Source organism: Citrobacter sp. Cpo148 (genome assembly GCF_030332375.1).
Lineage (GTDB): Bacteria > Pseudomonadota > Gammaproteobacteria > Enterobacterales > Enterobacteriaceae > Citrobacter > Citrobacter portucalensis.
Genome location: NZ_JAOWHY010000046.1, coordinates 136,391 through 151,037, shown reverse-complemented (window position 1 = coordinate 151,037; position 14,647 = coordinate 136,391). Strand labels below are relative to the sequence as shown.

Annotated in this window: 12 protein-coding genes and 1 other RNA gene; 7 read left to right on the top strand and 6 right to left on the bottom strand. The window is 49.9% G+C overall.

Annotation, left to right across the window (positions count from 1 at the left end; translation table 11 throughout):
- Nucleotides 1–57 precede the first annotated feature (57 nt).
- The 5 genes from rnpB to garP form a co-directional block, all read right to left on the bottom strand.
- Nucleotides 58–434: RNase P RNA component class A (gene rnpB, locus OGY10_RS15615), an RNA gene on the bottom strand.
- A gap of 32 nt (nt 435–466) precedes the next feature.
- Entirely contained in the window at nt 467–1,612 is a 1,146-nt protein-coding gene (garK, locus tag OGY10_RS15610) for a glycerate 2-kinase (protein ID WP_032941740.1), read from the bottom strand.
- Between the two features lie 65 nt (nt 1,613–1,677).
- Nucleotides 1,678–2,568 (bottom strand): 2-hydroxy-3-oxopropionate reductase, encoded by an 891-nt coding sequence (gene garR / locus OGY10_RS15605; protein WP_003828600.1) that lies wholly within the window; start codon nt 2,566–2,568, stop codon nt 1,678–1,680.
- 30 nt (nt 2,569–2,598) lie between these two features.
- On the bottom strand, nt 2,599–3,369 hold the full coding sequence (gene garL / locus OGY10_RS15600) for a 2-dehydro-3-deoxyglucarate aldolase (RefSeq protein ID WP_008785889.1): 771 nt from the start codon (nt 3,367–3,369) through the stop codon (nt 2,599–2,601).
- A gap of 15 nt (nt 3,370–3,384) precedes the next feature.
- Nucleotides 3,385–4,719, bottom strand: a complete 1,335-nt coding sequence (gene garP / locus OGY10_RS15595) for a galactarate/glucarate/glycerate transporter GarP (protein ID WP_071445992.1) — start codon at nt 4,717–4,719, stop codon at nt 3,385–3,387.
- A gap of 405 nt (nt 4,720–5,124) precedes the next feature.
- On the opposite strand from garP, the gene garD reads away from it, so the two are divergent.
- The 7 genes from garD to OGY10_RS15560 all read left to right on the top strand — a co-directional run bounded on the left by garD (nt 5,125) and on the right by OGY10_RS15560 (nt 13,518).
- Complete coding sequence (gene garD / locus OGY10_RS15590) at nt 5,125–6,696, top strand: galactarate dehydratase (protein ID WP_191226748.1); 1,572 nt, start codon at nt 5,125–5,127, stop codon at nt 6,694–6,696.
- Nucleotides 6,697–7,051: 355 nt separating this feature from the next.
- Nucleotides 7,052–8,311: an ABC transporter substrate-binding protein gene (locus tag OGY10_RS15585; RefSeq protein ID WP_286576989.1), complete on the top strand. Its 1,260-nt coding sequence runs from the start codon at nt 7,052–7,054 to the stop codon at nt 8,309–8,311.
- Between the two features lie 78 nt (nt 8,312–8,389).
- The gene (locus OGY10_RS15580; RefSeq protein WP_191226747.1) at nt 8,390–9,334 is read left to right on the top strand and encodes a carbohydrate ABC transporter permease; all 945 of its coding nucleotides are present in this window, start codon (nt 8,390–8,392) and stop codon (nt 9,332–9,334) included.
- Nucleotides 9,335–9,343: 9 nt separating this feature from the next.
- Nucleotides 9,344–10,168: a carbohydrate ABC transporter permease gene (locus OGY10_RS15575; protein WP_003024907.1), complete on the top strand. Its 825-nt coding sequence runs from the start codon at nt 9,344–9,346 to the stop codon at nt 10,166–10,168.
- An 11-nt stretch (nt 10,169–10,179) separates the two neighbouring features.
- A complete protein-coding gene (locus OGY10_RS15570) occupies nt 10,180–11,286 on the top strand; it encodes an ABC transporter ATP-binding protein (RefSeq protein WP_008785894.1) in 1,107 nt (368 codons plus the stop codon).
- 36 nt (nt 11,287–11,322) lie between these two features.
- On the top strand, nt 11,323–12,579 hold the full coding sequence (locus OGY10_RS15565) for a Gfo/Idh/MocA family protein (protein WP_191226745.1): 1,257 nt from the start codon (nt 11,323–11,325) through the stop codon (nt 12,577–12,579).
- Between the two features lie 18 nt (nt 12,580–12,597).
- Entirely contained in the window at nt 12,598–13,518 is a 921-nt protein-coding gene (locus tag OGY10_RS15560; protein ID WP_008785896.1) for an ROK family protein, read from the top strand.
- 37 nt (nt 13,519–13,555) lie between these two features.
- Here OGY10_RS15560 and agaR read toward each other — a convergent pair whose 3' ends face one another.
- On the bottom strand, nt 13,556–14,326 hold the full coding sequence (agaR, locus tag OGY10_RS15555) for a transcriptional repressor AgaR (RefSeq protein WP_003024920.1): 771 nt from the start codon (nt 14,324–14,326) through the stop codon (nt 13,556–13,558).
- Between the last annotated feature and the right edge of the window lie 321 nt (nt 14,327–14,647).

Below are 14,647 nucleotides of genomic sequence, written 5' to 3'. Positions count from 1 at the left end.
GTCATTCATCTGGCTTACCCAGAAAGCAAAAACCCCGCCGAAGCGGGGTTTTATAAAGAGTGAAGCTGACCGATAAGCCGGGTTCTGTCGTGGACAGTCATTCATCTAGGCCAGCAATCGCTCACTGGCTCAAGCAGCCTACCCGGGTTCAGTACGGGCCGTACCTTGTGAACCCCTATTTGGCCTTGCTCCGGGTGGAGTTTACCGTGCCACGGACTGTTACCAGCCGCGCGGTGCGCTCTTACCGCACCCTTTCACCCTTACCTGATCCCGCTTGCGCGGGCCATCGGCGGTTTGCTCTCTGTTGCACTGGTCGTGGGTTTCCCCCCCAGGCGTTACCTGGCACCCTGCCCTATGGAGCCCGGACTTTCCTCCCCTCCGCCCGTCTCCCCCGAAAGGGACGACGACGAAGCGGCGACTGTCTGGTCAGCTTCGGCGCGCAGTATAGAGGGTTTGCGGGGCAATGTCACCCCGCACTGCGCATTCCTATAGCTAACGTGGCAGCGATGTTTCTTGAGGCGCGATAAATATTATCAAATGCCCCACGGAAGGCCTCTTCCAGCGTGCTGATGCTGGTCAATACGCTAAATACCGCATCGATACCATATTGATGCACTATCTCCACATCGCGCGTCAGGCTGCCGCCAATACCAATAACCGGCTTGTGGTACTTCTTCGCGACATTCGCCACGCCTACCGGCACTTTGCCGTGAATGCTCTGGCTGTCGATCCGCCCTTCGCCGGTCACCACCAGCGTACAGTCGTGAATATGCTCTTCCAGATTGAGCGCCTGGGTCACAATCTCGATACCGCTGCGCAGCTCGGCGCCTAAAAAAGCCATTAATGCCGCGCCCATTCCGCCTGCCGCACCGGAGCCTGGCACATCTTTCACATCGACCCGCAGCGATTTTTTAATGATGTCGGCATAATGAGACAGATTACGGTCCAGTTCGAGAATGCGTTCTTCCGTCGCCCCTTTCTGCGGGCCAAAAATGCGCGAAGCGCCAGAATCGCCGATGAGTGGATTAGTCACATCGCAGGCCACGCGAATGGAACAGGTTTTTAAGCGCGGATCCAGACCCGAGATATCGATGGAGTTCAGACTCATCAGGCTTCCACCACCATAGCCAATTTCTGTCCCGTTGGCGTCGCAAAGTTTTGCCCCCAGCGCCTGCACCATACCCGCGCCACCGTCGTTGGTGGCACTGCCGCCGATGCCAATAATGATGCTCTGCGCACCGCTATCCAGCGCCTGCAAAATCAGCTCTCCGGTACCGCGTGACGTAGTGACTAAAGGGTTGCGCTTTTCAGGAGGCACCAACGCCAGACCGCTGGCTGCCGCCATTTCGATAAACGCAGTTTTACCATCTCCAGACATGCCCCAGCAGGCATTCACTTTTTCGCCCAGCGGCCCCGTTACTTGCGCTGAATGTTCACTCCCTTGCGTCGCGGCAATCATGGCTTCAACCGTTCCTTCGCCGCCATCGGCAACCGGAACAGAAACATATTGCGCATCGGGGAAAATTTCCCGAAATCCTTTTTCTATTGCCTGAGCTACCTCGGTGGCAGAAAGGCTTTCTTTATAAGAGTCTGGGGCAATTACGATTTTCATAGTTATGTAGCCTGACTGTGCCGCGCAAGGCAAGAAATACAGGGCGCACATCCGCGCCCTTCTTGTTAGCGAGTGACTTCCACTTTCGCCAGTTTTTCGTAGTAGCATGCGAGCGCACTGTGATCGGCAGTACCCAATCCATCTGCGCGTAGCGCCTGCATCATCTCCATGACTGCTGCAGTCAGCGGCAACTGAGCGCCAACGCCATGAGAGGTATCCAGCGCGTTCGCCAGGTCTTTGATATGCAGGTCAATACGGAAACCTGGTTTAAAGTTGCGATCCATCACCATCGGCGCTTTCGCATCCAGCACGGTGCTGCCTGCCAGCCCGCCACGGATCGCCTGATACACCAGATCCGGATTCACACCCGCTTTGGTCGCCAGCGTCAGCGCTTCAGACATCGCGGCAATGTTCAGCGCCACAATCACCTGATTCGCCAGCTTGGTGACGTTACCCGCGCCAATTTCACCGGTATGCACCACGGAGCCTGCCATCGCTTTCAGCAGATCGTAGTACTTGTCGAAAATCGCTTTATCGCCGCCGACCATCACCGACAACGTGCCGTCAATCGCTTTTGGCTCGCCGCCGCTGACCGGCGCATCCAGCATATCCACGCCTTTCGCTTTCAGCGCGTCGCTAATTTCACGGCTGGCCAACGGTGCAATGGAGCTCATGTCGATAAGCACTGTGCCCGGTTTCGCCCCTTCAATTATGCCGCCTTCACCCAATGCCACTTCCTTAACATGCGGAGAGTTCGGCAGCATGGTGATGATCACATCACACTGCTCAGCGATATCTTTCGCCGTGGCGGCAGTTTCAGCACCTGCGGCAATTACTTCCGCAATGGATTCCGGGTTACGGTCAGCAACCACCAGCGAGTAACCTGCCTTGAGGAGGTTTTTACTCATTGGTTTACCCATAATACCGAGGCCAATAAAACCAACTTTCATTGTCATGTCTTTATCTCTCTCTACTGTCGATGGTGGTTATTTCTTAAAAGAATCAGCCAGTTTCTGCGTGGCTGAACGGAACACGCCAAGGTCGCTGCCAACGGCAACAAACGTCGCGCCCCACTCCAGATAACGACGCGCATCCGCCTCTACCGGGGCCAGAATGCCGCTTGGTTTGCCGTGTGCTTTCGCGCGGGCAAAAATGTGCTGGATAGCTTTCTGCACATCAGGATGTGACGCATTGCCGAGGTGACCTAGCGCCGCAGCCAGATCGCTTGGTCCAACGAAGACACCGTCAACGCCTTCTGTCGCCGCGATTGCGTCAACGTTATCAACGCCCTGCTGACTTTCGATCTGCACGATGATGGTGATGTTCTTATTCGACTGCGCAAAGTAGTCCGGTACGGTGCCAAACATATTGGCGCGATGGGATACGGACACGCCGCGAATACCTTCCGGCGGATAGCGGGTCGACGCCACAGCGTTAACCGCTTCTTCTTCCGTCTCAACGAACGGGATCAGGAAGTTGTAAAACCCGATATCCAGCAGGCGCTTGATAATCACCGGTTCGTTGGTTGGTACACGCACTACCGCCGCGCTGTCGCTGCCTTTCAGCGCCATTAATTGCGGAATAAACGTCGAGATATCATTCGGCGCATGTTCGCCATCCAGTACCAGCCAGTCAAACCCTGCCAGACCTAAAACTTCGGTACTGATTGGGCTGGCCAATGCAGACCAGCAGCCAATCTGAATTTGTTGCGCCGCGAGGGCCGCTTTAAACTTATTCGGGAAAATCGTGTTATTCATCGCCTATACCTTTGTTTATTTCTGCAATTCCATACGTTTAATGTCACCGACAATAAACAGGTAGCAAACCATTGCCATCAGCGCCGAGCACCCTACAAACATCAGCGCAGCATTAAATGAGTGCAGCTCGCTCACCAGATACCCAATCACCAGCGGGGTGACGATGGAAGCCACGTTGCCAAATACGTTAAATACCCCACCGCACAGACCGACAATCTCTTTCGGCGCGGTATCGGAAATCACCGGCCAACCCAGCGCGCCGAAACCTTTACCGAAGAACGCCAGCGCCATCAGCGCCACCACAAGAGCGGTATTATCGGTGTAGTTACACAGAATAATGGTCGATGCGAGCAACATGCCGAGCACTATCGGCAGCTTACGCGCCAGGGTAATGCTGAAACCACGTTTAATCAGATAATCAGAGAACACGCCGCCGAGCACGCCACCGAAAAACCCACACAGTGCCGGAATCGAAGCCACCAGGCCCACTTTCAGAATCGACATACCTTTTTCCTGAACCAGGTAAATCGGGAACCAGGTGAGAAAAAACCAGGTAATTGTATTGATAAAATACTGGCCAAAGAACACACCAAGCATCATACGGTTCGTGAGCAACTGCCTGATATAATGCAGTTTAGGACCACCTGACTTCACATCGCCCGGTTTTTTATGGTCCATATCCACGACCGCGCCGTTTTCAGAGATAAACTTCAACTCTTCTTGCGACATGCGCGGGTGATCGGTTGGGTTATGAATAAACTTTACCCACAGTCCGGTAAGCACAAAACCAATCACGCCCATCACGGTAAAGACGTGCTCCCAGCCCCAGGCGAAGGTCAGCCAGCCGAGCAGCGGGGAAAACAGCGCCAGGGAGAAATACTGTGCGGAGTTAAAAATCGCGGATGCCGTGCCGCGCTCTTTCGTTGGGAACCAGGCTGCCACGATACGGGCATTAGCCGGGAAGGATGGCGCTTCCGAGAAGCCCAGCATAAAGCGCATGATGAACATTGAAATACCCGCCCAGGCCAGCGGGAACATGTCCACAAAGCCCTGCAGGAAGGTAAACAGTGACCAGAAGAACAAACTGTAGGTGTAGACTTTCTTCGAGCCGAATTTATCCAGCAGCCAGCCGCCGGGGATTTGCATCAACAGGTAAGCCCAGCCGAAGGCGGAGAAAATGTAACCCATTGAGATGGCGCTGAGATGTAACTCTTTCGCCACTTCAGTTCCGGCAATAGACAGCGTCGCACGGTCCGCATAGTTAACGGCTGTAACAATAAATATTATCAGCAATATTAAATAACGGGTGTGCGTACCTTTCTTTTTCTCGACAACTGTATCCAATATCATTCTATTTACCTCGGGCACATAAAAGGTTTTTATTATTATTTTGTGGGTGTTTCTCGTGATAAATTACCGATAATAAAAATAGATAATAATTTATCAGACGTTATGAAACCGTGATTTAGTATAATCATCAGCACAACGTTAATCATTGTGCAAACGCTCATTAAATACGCGTTATTAAATTAATGTTTTGGGCATATGCACACAAGCATGGGCGCTAATGCACACATTTACGTATTGCTACTCCTGGTGACTCGGCCTTGCTGATTTTAAGTGATCATCATCACATTCTTCACGTTAAACTCCTGACATTCTTATTTCACGATACCGAATCTTTATTACTTACAATTAGATTCAAAATATAAATATCCACACTATTATCACCACCTTGTTGGAGAATACTGGACAATGGCCGACATCGAAATCAGACAAGAATCGCCAACGGCGTTTTATATTAAAGTTCACGAAACAGATAATGTGGCGATAATTGTCAATGACAATGGTCTGAAAGCCGGAACGCGTTTTCCGGACGGACTGGAACTCATTGAACATATTCCCCAGGGTCATAAAGTGGCGCTATTGGATATTCCTGTTCATGGCGAAATCGTGCGTTATGGCGAAGTGATAGGCTATGCCGTTCGCGATATCCCACGCGGCAGCTGGATTGATGAATCAATGGTTGAGCTGCCCAAAGCCCCGCCGCTGGAGACGCTGCCGCTGGCAACTAAAGTACCAGAGCCGCTGCCGCCTCTTGAGGGTTATACCTTTGAAGGTTACCGCAATGCTGACGGTAGCGTAGGTACCAAAAATCTACTCGGTATCTCCACCAGCGTGCACTGCGTAGCGGGCGTGGTGGATTATGTGGTGAAAATCATTGAGCGCGATCTGCTGCCTAAATACCCGAGCGTTGACGGTGTGGTGGGGCTCAATCATCTGTATGGCTGCGGCGTGGCGATCAATGCTCCAGCCGCCATCGTGCCGATTCGCACCATTCACAATATTGCGCTTAACCCGAATTTTGGCGGTGAAGTGATGGTCATCGGCCTCGGTTGCGAAAAACTGCAGCCAGAGCGGCTGCTGGAAGGCACGCACGATGTGAAAAGTATTCCGGTCGACAGCGCCAGTATCGTCAGCCTGCAGGATGAAAAGCACGTCGGCTTTCAATCGATGGTCACCGATATTCTGCAGGTGGCCGAACGTCATCTGGCAAAACTCAATCAGCGCCAACGTGAAACCTGCCCGGCTTCAGAACTGGTGGTCGGCATGCAGTGCGGCGGTAGCGATGCGTTCTCCGGCGTGACGGCCAACCCGGCGGTGGGTTATGCCTCCGACCTGTTAGTACGCTGCGGCGCGACCGTAATGTTCTCTGAAGTAACCGAAGTGCGCGATGCCATCCACCTTCTGACCCCACGTGCGATTAACGAAGAAGTAGGTAAACGCCTGCTCGAAGAGATGGCCTGGTACGATAACTACCTTGATATGGGCAAAACGGATCGCAGTGCCAACCCTTCTCCGGGCAACAAGAAAGGCGGTCTGGCAAACGTGGTGGAAAAGGCGCTGGGTTCGATTGCCAAGTCTGGCAAGAGCGCGATTGTCGAAGTATTGTCGCCGGGCCAGCGTCCAACCAAACGTGGCCTGATTTACGCTGCAACCCCCGCCAGTGATTTTGTTTGCGGTACACAGCAGGTCGCTTCCGGGATCACCGTGCAGGTGTTCACCACCGGTCGCGGTACGCCGTATGGCCTGATGGCCGTGCCGGTGATTAAAATGGCGACACGCACCGAGCTGGCCAACCGTTGGTTTGACCTGATGGACATTAACGCGGGCACCATCGCCACCGGAGAAGAAACCATTGAAGATGTGGGTCTGAAACTGTTCGAATTTATTCTCGACGTCGCCAGCGGGCGTAAGAAAACCTTCTCGGATCAGTGGGGACTGCATAACCAGCTGGCGGTGTTTAACCCGGCGCCAGTGACCTGATTATCGAAACGAAAGCCAACGAAAAAACGGGGATTTATCCCCGTTTTTTATGTCTATGTAACAACAAATAAAGTGATAACGTTCGCATTTTAAGAGGTTTTTTTAAACATCTGTTTTTTTCGATTCAAACCCACAAAATGAACCTAACAACATGAAATTAAACGAAATAACATCGCCATTGTTTTATGTTATATTTTCGTTTTGATAAAAGAGAAACCTACCGAAAGACGACCTTGTTTTAATGCGATAATCCCCTATTTTTTACCGCTTTGACTTTCTCCGATGTAAAACAGATTATTCATAGGCTCCTGTAATTTACCTCATAAGCATTCTGACCTGAATAAAGAGGGAAGTTATGTATACCCTGAATAAAAATAATGTCGCATTGGCCTGTCTTATTTACTGTTTACTGGCAACTCCTGTCGTCGCGAGTGCTGAAGGCCAATCGGACGCAAAGCCTGTTAAATTACGCTACACGTTATGGGACCGTAATCAACTCCCTGGCGAACAACAGCTCGTTAATGAATTCGAAAAAAACAACCCTGGCATCAAAGTCGAAATTGAATTAACACCTTATGACCAATATTTTATCAAGCTAAGTTCAGCAGTCGGTGGAAATGTAGCACCGGATGTATTCTGGATGAATATGCCTAATTTCCAGCAATATGTTAAAAATGGCATGCTGGAACCACTGAGCAATTATCTGAAAGAGAAATCAGCGCCGAAACTGGATGATTTTGTTAAAAGCTCAGTCGATGCCTATCAATACCAGTCGCAGCAATATGCCATCCCAAGAGATATTGATGCAATTGCCGTCTGGTACAACAAAAAAATGTTCGATCAGGCTGGCGTGAGCTATCCCGATAAAAACTGGACATGGGACGATTTAAAACAAAAATCAGCGCAGTTGCGTAAAGGGCTGGATAAACAGTCTTATCCACTGGCAATGGAATTCAGCAGCGGACAGGACAGTTATTTTAACCTGCTATTACAGGCTGGCGATAAGATTGTCCTGCCTGAGGGCAAAACGGATGTTGCCAATGACAAAGCCATCGCCGTCTATCGCGATGTTCAAGGCATGCTGAACGCGGGACTAATCCAACCGCCAGGCGAGATGGAAGCCTCAGATGTCTTCCAGTCCAACCGAGTGGCCATGGTCTACGCAGGCTCATGGTGGGCATTACCCTTCTCTCAAAATGAGCTGATTAAGGATCACATCGGCGTGGTACCAATGCCTAAAATGGCAGAGCAGGCAGGTGTATCCCATAGCCTGGCATTTGCCATGTCAGCAAAAAGTCAGCATAAAGATGCGGCGTGGAAGTTCATTGAGTTCATGAGTTCTGAGCATGCGCAGCAGACGCTGGCTACGGGAAAAGTCGTGATCCCCGCTAACCAAAAAGTGGCCAAAGAGTGGGCTGAAGGCTTTAAGGGTATTGATGTTTCAGCCTATATCGATTCATTGGCTTTCTCACATAAATATCCAACCGCAGGCTCCAATACCGCCAAGTGGAATAGCATCCTGAATGATGGCTTGAAAAAAGTCTGGACGGGTACTGACCCAGAAAAAGTCATGCCTGGTGTTGCAAAACGCGTTGAACGAGAAATGCAGAAATAATCCTGAGGGAGCCATGCTCCCTCTCGCTTTCGCCCACGCAATATATTTTGGTTGCACAGTGAGCATCCCGGAGTCTGTATGAGCTATTCAGATGAAGCTGCATCCCCACAATTACCAGCCAGGGAAGTGCACAAAAAATCCCTGACCAAGCTGGAAAAAGAAGAACGCTTCTGGGGATGGATAATGATTATGCCGTTACTGGCGGGGTTAATTGTTTTTTACTTTACTCCATTCTTCCAGAACGTTTTTTATAGTTTCACCGACCTGGGCGAGTTTCAGATCTGGACGACGATCAGCTTAGATAACTATATTAATTTATTCAGCGATGATGAGTTTCGTTCAGCAATATATAACACCCTGGCCTATGTTTTTATTTGCGTACCGATAATCACCGTTTTGTCATTGCTGCTCGCAATTGGCCTGAATCAGGCGATTCGCGGTCAGTGGTTGTTTCGCACGCTGTTATTTCTACCCGCTGTCACTATGCCTGCGGCCATTGCTATGGTCTGGCAGTGGTTGATGAACCGAAACTTCGGCTTAATTAATCAGATCCTGGCTTTTTTCGATCTTCCGTCCATCGGTTGGTTATCCGATCCCGATGTCGTCCGCCTGAGCGCCTCGTTGGTTATCATCTGGTCGGCTATTGCGTTGAAGATGATCATTCTGCTCGCTGGATTGCAGGGGATCCCCAAACAAATTTATGAAGCGATGTCGCTGGATGGCATCAGCAAATTGCGTGGATTCTGGTCTATTACCTTACCGCTAATGATCCCAACGCTGTTTTTCGTACTGGTGATCTCTTTTATCGAAACGCTGCAAATTTTCGATGTGGTTTATCTGCTGTTTGGCAGTTCATCCATGGTGGGCGATCAGACGATGACCATCGCCTATCTCTTCTATAAATACGCCTTTATCTACCATGAAAAAGGGTATGCCTCAGCAATCGCCGTGGTGATTTTCGTTATCACGATGGTCCTGACGCTGCTGCAAATATGGATTGGTAAACGACTTAAAGCACAGTGAGGCACCACGATGTTCATGACAAAACGTGAAAAATGGCTAATTTACGGCCTGATGATCCTCGCGACGCTGGTAACGGTGGTTCCGTTTATCTGGATGATCATCACCTCTTTTAAAACCCAGGCAGAAAGCATCGCCTTTCCGCCGATACTGCTACCCGCCAACCCAGGGTTTCAGGCTTACGGTAAAATCTTGCATGAAATGCCTTTTGGCAGCTTTTACTTTAACTCGATCGTCTCCACGCTGGTCATAGTCATTTTGCAGACGCTGATTGCGGCAATGGCAGCGTACGGTTTCTCCCGACTGCGTTTCAAAGGACGAGATGTCCTATTTATGCTGTGTATTTCAATTCTGATGGTGCCCGGTCAGATCTTTTTAATCCCACAGTTTTTAACCGTTGAAAAAATCGGTTTGCTGAACTCAATTCCTGGACTGGTGTTACCGGGTTTATTCAGCATATATAGCGCCTTTTTATTACGTCAGTTTTTTCTGTCAGTACCTAAAGAACTGGAAGAGGCAGCCATTATGGATGGGTATAACCATCTGACTATTTTCTTCAAAATTATGCTGCCATTAATTAAACCGGGACTGATTGCCTGCGTCATTATTAACGGACTGTGGAGCTGGAATAATTTAATGTGGCCACTGATCGTCAACACCTCCATGGATAAAATGACATTACCAGTAGGATTAGCCTCACTTTCTGGCCGTTCAGGCGTGGAATATCCGATGTTAATGGCGGGCGCATTGCTGGCGATTATCCCGATGTTGTTACTTTATATCTTCTTCCAGCGCTATTTTATTCGCGGCATCGCTGGTGCCGGAATTAAAGGATAAGGGGCAGTGTTATGTCAGGTATTCAATTACAGGCAGTAAGCAAAGTCTATCCCAATGGCTTTCAGGCGATCCATGGCGTTGATCTTGAAATCCACGACGGCGAATTCATGGTGTTTGTCGGGCCATCAGGCTGCGCCAAATCAACGCTGCTACGCATGATTGCAGGTCTGGAAGATATCACTCATGGCCATATCGCAATCGGAGAGAAGTGCGTCAACGACCTGCTACCAAAGGAGCGAGGCGTTGCCATGGTCTTCCAGAATTATGCCCTCTATCCCCACATGACGATTTATAAAAATATGGCATTCAGTCTGTTAGGGAAAATGAGCAAAGAAGAGATTGATATCCGCGTCCGGGAAGCTGCACACAAGCTGGAAATCGAAACATTGCTCGACAAAAAGCCCGGTCAGCTTTCAGGCGGTCAATGCCAGCGAGTAGCCGTTGGCAGGGCCATCGTGCGTAAGCCAGACGTTTTTTTGTTTGATGAGCCGCTGTCCAACCTGGATGCAAAACTGCGTGTTTCAATGCGCGTGCGGCTGACAGAACTGCATCGACAACTGCGTCACGAAGGCGTGAGCGCAACCATGGTGTACGTCACGCACGATCAGATTGAAGCGATGACGATGGGAGACAGGATTTGCGTTCTAAATGGCGGTCGTATTATGCAGGTGGATACCCCAGGGAATATTTACCATCACCCCAGGAATAAATTTGTTGCTGGTTTTATTGGTAATCCGGCAATGAATATTATGCTGCTTGATATTGACCCCAGCACTCGTGGCCTGCGCCTGGCTGATAATTTAATCCTGCCATTAAATACGCGCTTGAGTAACCTACTGGAGCAATATCCGCACTCCAGCGTCTGGTTTGGCATCCGCTCAGAGGCCATTCAGTTAGCCTCGCAGCATGATGCCTCTGCGTTCGATGCGCACATTACCAACGTAGAAAGGATGGGCAACGAAGACCTTCTGCATTTTGATATTGGTGAGCAACATATGATCTTACGTATTAACTCCTCACCCGACTGGACCCCACTTCCCGGTGAATCTATCAAAGTGAAATTTAATCTGGATGCCGCCTTTTTGTTTGATAAAAAACATGAAGAAAATTTGGCCTGACCGTTATTCAGGCTAAGTGAAAAATGAGAGGTTTATATGTGTGCGAATAAAGTGACCGTATTAGTGGTAGGGGCTGGTGCGCGCGGAGAAATATATTCTCGCTATGCGCTTGAACATCCAGACAGAATGCAGGTGGTAGGCGTTGCCGAGCCCAGAGAGGCATACCGCCAGCAGTTTGTCGCACAGCATAAGATTGACCCAAATAACGTGTTTTGCAACTGGCAAGAAGCTGCGGCCCAACCCAAAATGGCCGATGTGGTACTTATTTGCACGCAGGATAATATGCACAAAGATCCTGCCGTGGCGTTTGCTAATCTCGGCTATCACATTCTGCTGGAAAAACCGCTCGCCCCTACGCCAGAAGATTGCCGGATCATTATTGATGCGGTCAAACGCAACAACGTATTACTGGCCGTCGCGCACGTCCTGCGTTACACCCGCTATACGCAAAAGCTGAAATCACTGCTTGATGATGGCGTAATTGGCGATATTGTCAGCATGCAGCATCTCGAACCCGTAGGTTACTGGCATCAGGCGCACTCGTTTGTACGTGGTAACTGGCGCAATGAAGCAGAATCGTCATTTATGTTGTTACAGAAATCCTGTCATGATTTGGACTGGATCCGCTACATCATGAGCGACAACTGCCAGGACGTAGGATCATTTGGTAGCCTGAGTCACTTTGTGAAAGAGAATCAGCCTGCTGGTGCCGCCGACCGCTGCCTTGATTGTCAGGTTGAATCAACCTGTCCCTGGTCTGCCTGCAAAATTTATCTGGGTGAAAACCACAAATGCACTCCACACTTCCGTCGGGTGCTGACTGCAGACCCTAGCGAAGAGAATGTTCGCCAGGCGCTGCGCGATGGGCCTTATGGTCGTTGCGTTTATCGTTGTGATAATGATGTGGTGGATCATCAGGTTGTTAACTTACGTTTTGCCCACCAGCAGACAGTGACCTTTACCATGACCGCGTTTACCAAAATGGAAGATCGAAAAACGCGCCTGTTTGGTACCAGAGGTTATCTGGAAGGCGATGGCGAGCAGATCCGGGTGTTTGATTTCCTGACAGACAAAGAAACAGTGCATCAGATCGAAGAGATCGCCGCTGGCACACAAACCCAGATGGGGGGGCATGGTGGTGGCGATTACTACCTGATGGATCGCTTCATCCACGCAGTGATGGCCAACGATCAAAATATGATCCTTTCTGGCCCGGATGAATCACTGGAAAGTCACTTAATGGTCTTTGCCGCAGAGCGCGCTCGCAAGGAAAACTGTCTGGTTACGCTGTGAAGCCGGAGGAGATGAGGCATGTTTTACGGTGTTGATATTGGTGGAACCAAAACTGAAATTGTCGCTTTTGATAAGGAAATGCAGGTTTGCTGGCGTAAGCGCGTCGCCACGCCAGTGCAGGATTATGAACTCTTTCTTTCGACCTTTACTTCACTTATTGATACCGCCGACTGGGCGACTGGAACGCAAGGAAAAATTGGCATCGGCATGCCCGGTCTTATGGACAGACATACCGGAAAATTACTGTCATCTAACGTGCCTTGCCTCACAGGACGCCAGGTGATGAACGATCTGGCCCACCGCCTCAATCGTTCGGTTGAACTGGACAATGACTGCTGCTGTTTTGCACTCTCGGAAGCCCATACCCAGCAGGCTCGCCAGTTCTCCCGAATTTTTGGTGCCATTATTGGCACCGGCATGGGTGGAGGGTTAGTCATTGACGGTCAGTTGTATCGGGGTCGCAACCGAATGGCCAGTGAGTTCGGCCATTTACCGCTTCCGGCAACGTTTATGCGTCGTTATCACTTGCCGGAGTTGAAGTGCGGCTGTGGCTTACAAGGGTGTCTGGAACGCTATCAATCCGGTCCTGGTTTACTGTGGCTCCACAAACACTTCAGTGGAGAACAACTCAAAATGGAGACCCTGCTGGAGCATTATCGTCATGGCAATGCCAGCGCCGTTACAACCATAGAAGCATGGATTGATATGTTGGGTTGTACGCTGGCGCAATTGCAGTTGATTCTGGATGTCGATGCTTTTGTTCTCGGCGGTGGAGTTTCCAACATCGAGGAAATTTATACGTTGCTGCCGCAGGCCATGTCACGTTACTTGTTCCCGGGATTAGAGCCTGCCCGCGTATTCCCGGCCATCCATGGTGCATCCAGCGGGGTTCGCGGTGCCGCATTGCTGCTAGTTGAACAGGGTACGCTGACCCACTAAAACACTGCTGGCGAGAAAATCTCGCCAGCAATTTCAGTTATTCATCCGCAATCACCACATCCACCCCAAGCTGGATTAACGTCCGGTGATAATTTTCAGGGATACCGCTGTCGGTAATCACCCGGTCAATCCCGCTGATTTCGCTAATCATACAGAAACTTTTGCGGCCAAACTTGCTGGAGTCAGCGACTACCGTGACCTCCTGCGCAACCTCACACATTACCTGATTCAGATGTGCTTCTCCCGGATGTGGCGTGGTTATCCCTGCTTCCAGGCAGAATCCATCAACGCCCAAAAAAAGCTTATCAAACCGGTATTGTCTGAGCTGGTGTTCTGCTGAAGGGCCATACAATGAATAGACGCTTTGCCTGACGTTCCCTCCCAAGATCATGACGTCTACGCGCTCAAAATTCGCCAGCTCCCACGCAATGTTGAGCGCATTGGTCATCACCACCAGATCGCGGCGATTCTTTAGCATTGGAGGAATGAGCGTGGTGGTCGAACCGGAATCGAGGATTAACGTGTCACCATCTTTCACAAAGCTGGCTGCTTTTTCGGCAATACGCGTTTTCACATCGCGATTCAGCCGGTCCTTATCCTGCAAAGGCCGGTCAAGGGCGAAGTGCTGATTGAGAACCGCACCGCCGTAGGAGCGCATGACGCATCCTTTCTGCTCCAGATAACGTAAGTCGTTGCGGATCGTGACCGATGACACACCAAAATGGACGCTCAGTGGCTCGACACGAACGCTACCCTGATCGCACAGCAGATCAATTATTTGCTCGCGACGTCTTAAGTTATCCAGCATTTCTATTGCTCCATCAAATATTCATGTTGTTTTGTTTTAGCGCTTTAGCACTTTCGTTTTCTTTTGAATATATTACATCAGAAGCAATAAGGTGAATTTGTGCGCACAGACTCAGCGTTTAATTTAACCAAAACTGACTATTTTCTTTCGTTTTAGCAAACCGAAACGAAGAAAACCGAAAAAATGAAAAGACTCAAAACGGGTAAGATGCGAGAAAGAGACGGGACGCATGCAAAAAAACGAAAGCGAGCTACTAAAAAAGCTCGCTTATGGTTTGTTTTTGTTTAATTGAATGGGATCACATTTTTGAATTTTAGAGCG

Excerpts from the sequence above, each read along its gene's own strand:
- garK (WP_032941740.1), bottom strand. The coding sequence starts at position 1,612 with ATGAAAATCGTAATTGCCCCAGACTCTTATAAAGAAAGCCTTTCTGCC.
- garR (WP_003828600.1), bottom strand. The coding sequence starts at position 2,568 with ATGACAATGAAAGTTGGTTTTATTGGCCTCGGTATTATGGGTAAACCA.
- garL (WP_008785889.1), bottom strand. The coding sequence starts at position 3,369 with ATGAATAACACGATTTTCCCGAATAAGTTTAAAGCGGCCCTCGCGGCG.
- garP (WP_071445992.1), bottom strand. The coding sequence starts at position 4,719 with ATGATATTGGATACAGTTGTCGAGAAAAAGAAAGGTACGCACACCCGT.
- garD (WP_191226748.1), top strand. The coding sequence starts at position 5,125 with ATGGCCGACATCGAAATCAGACAAGAATCGCCAACGGCGTTTTATATT.
- OGY10_RS15585 (WP_286576989.1), top strand. The coding sequence starts at position 7,052 with ATGTATACCCTGAATAAAAATAATGTCGCATTGGCCTGTCTTATTTAC.
- OGY10_RS15580 (WP_191226747.1), top strand. The coding sequence starts at position 8,390 with ATGAGCTATTCAGATGAAGCTGCATCCCCACAATTACCAGCCAGGGAA.
- OGY10_RS15575 (WP_003024907.1), top strand. The coding sequence starts at position 9,344 with ATGTTCATGACAAAACGTGAAAAATGGCTAATTTACGGCCTGATGATC.
- OGY10_RS15570 (WP_008785894.1), top strand. The coding sequence starts at position 10,180 with ATGTCAGGTATTCAATTACAGGCAGTAAGCAAAGTCTATCCCAATGGC.
- OGY10_RS15565 (WP_191226745.1), top strand. The coding sequence starts at position 11,323 with ATGTGTGCGAATAAAGTGACCGTATTAGTGGTAGGGGCTGGTGCGCGC.
- OGY10_RS15560 (WP_008785896.1), top strand. The coding sequence starts at position 12,598 with ATGTTTTACGGTGTTGATATTGGTGGAACCAAAACTGAAATTGTCGCT.
- agaR (WP_003024920.1), bottom strand. The coding sequence starts at position 14,326 with ATGCTGGATAACTTAAGACGTCGCGAGCAAATAATTGATCTGCTGTGC.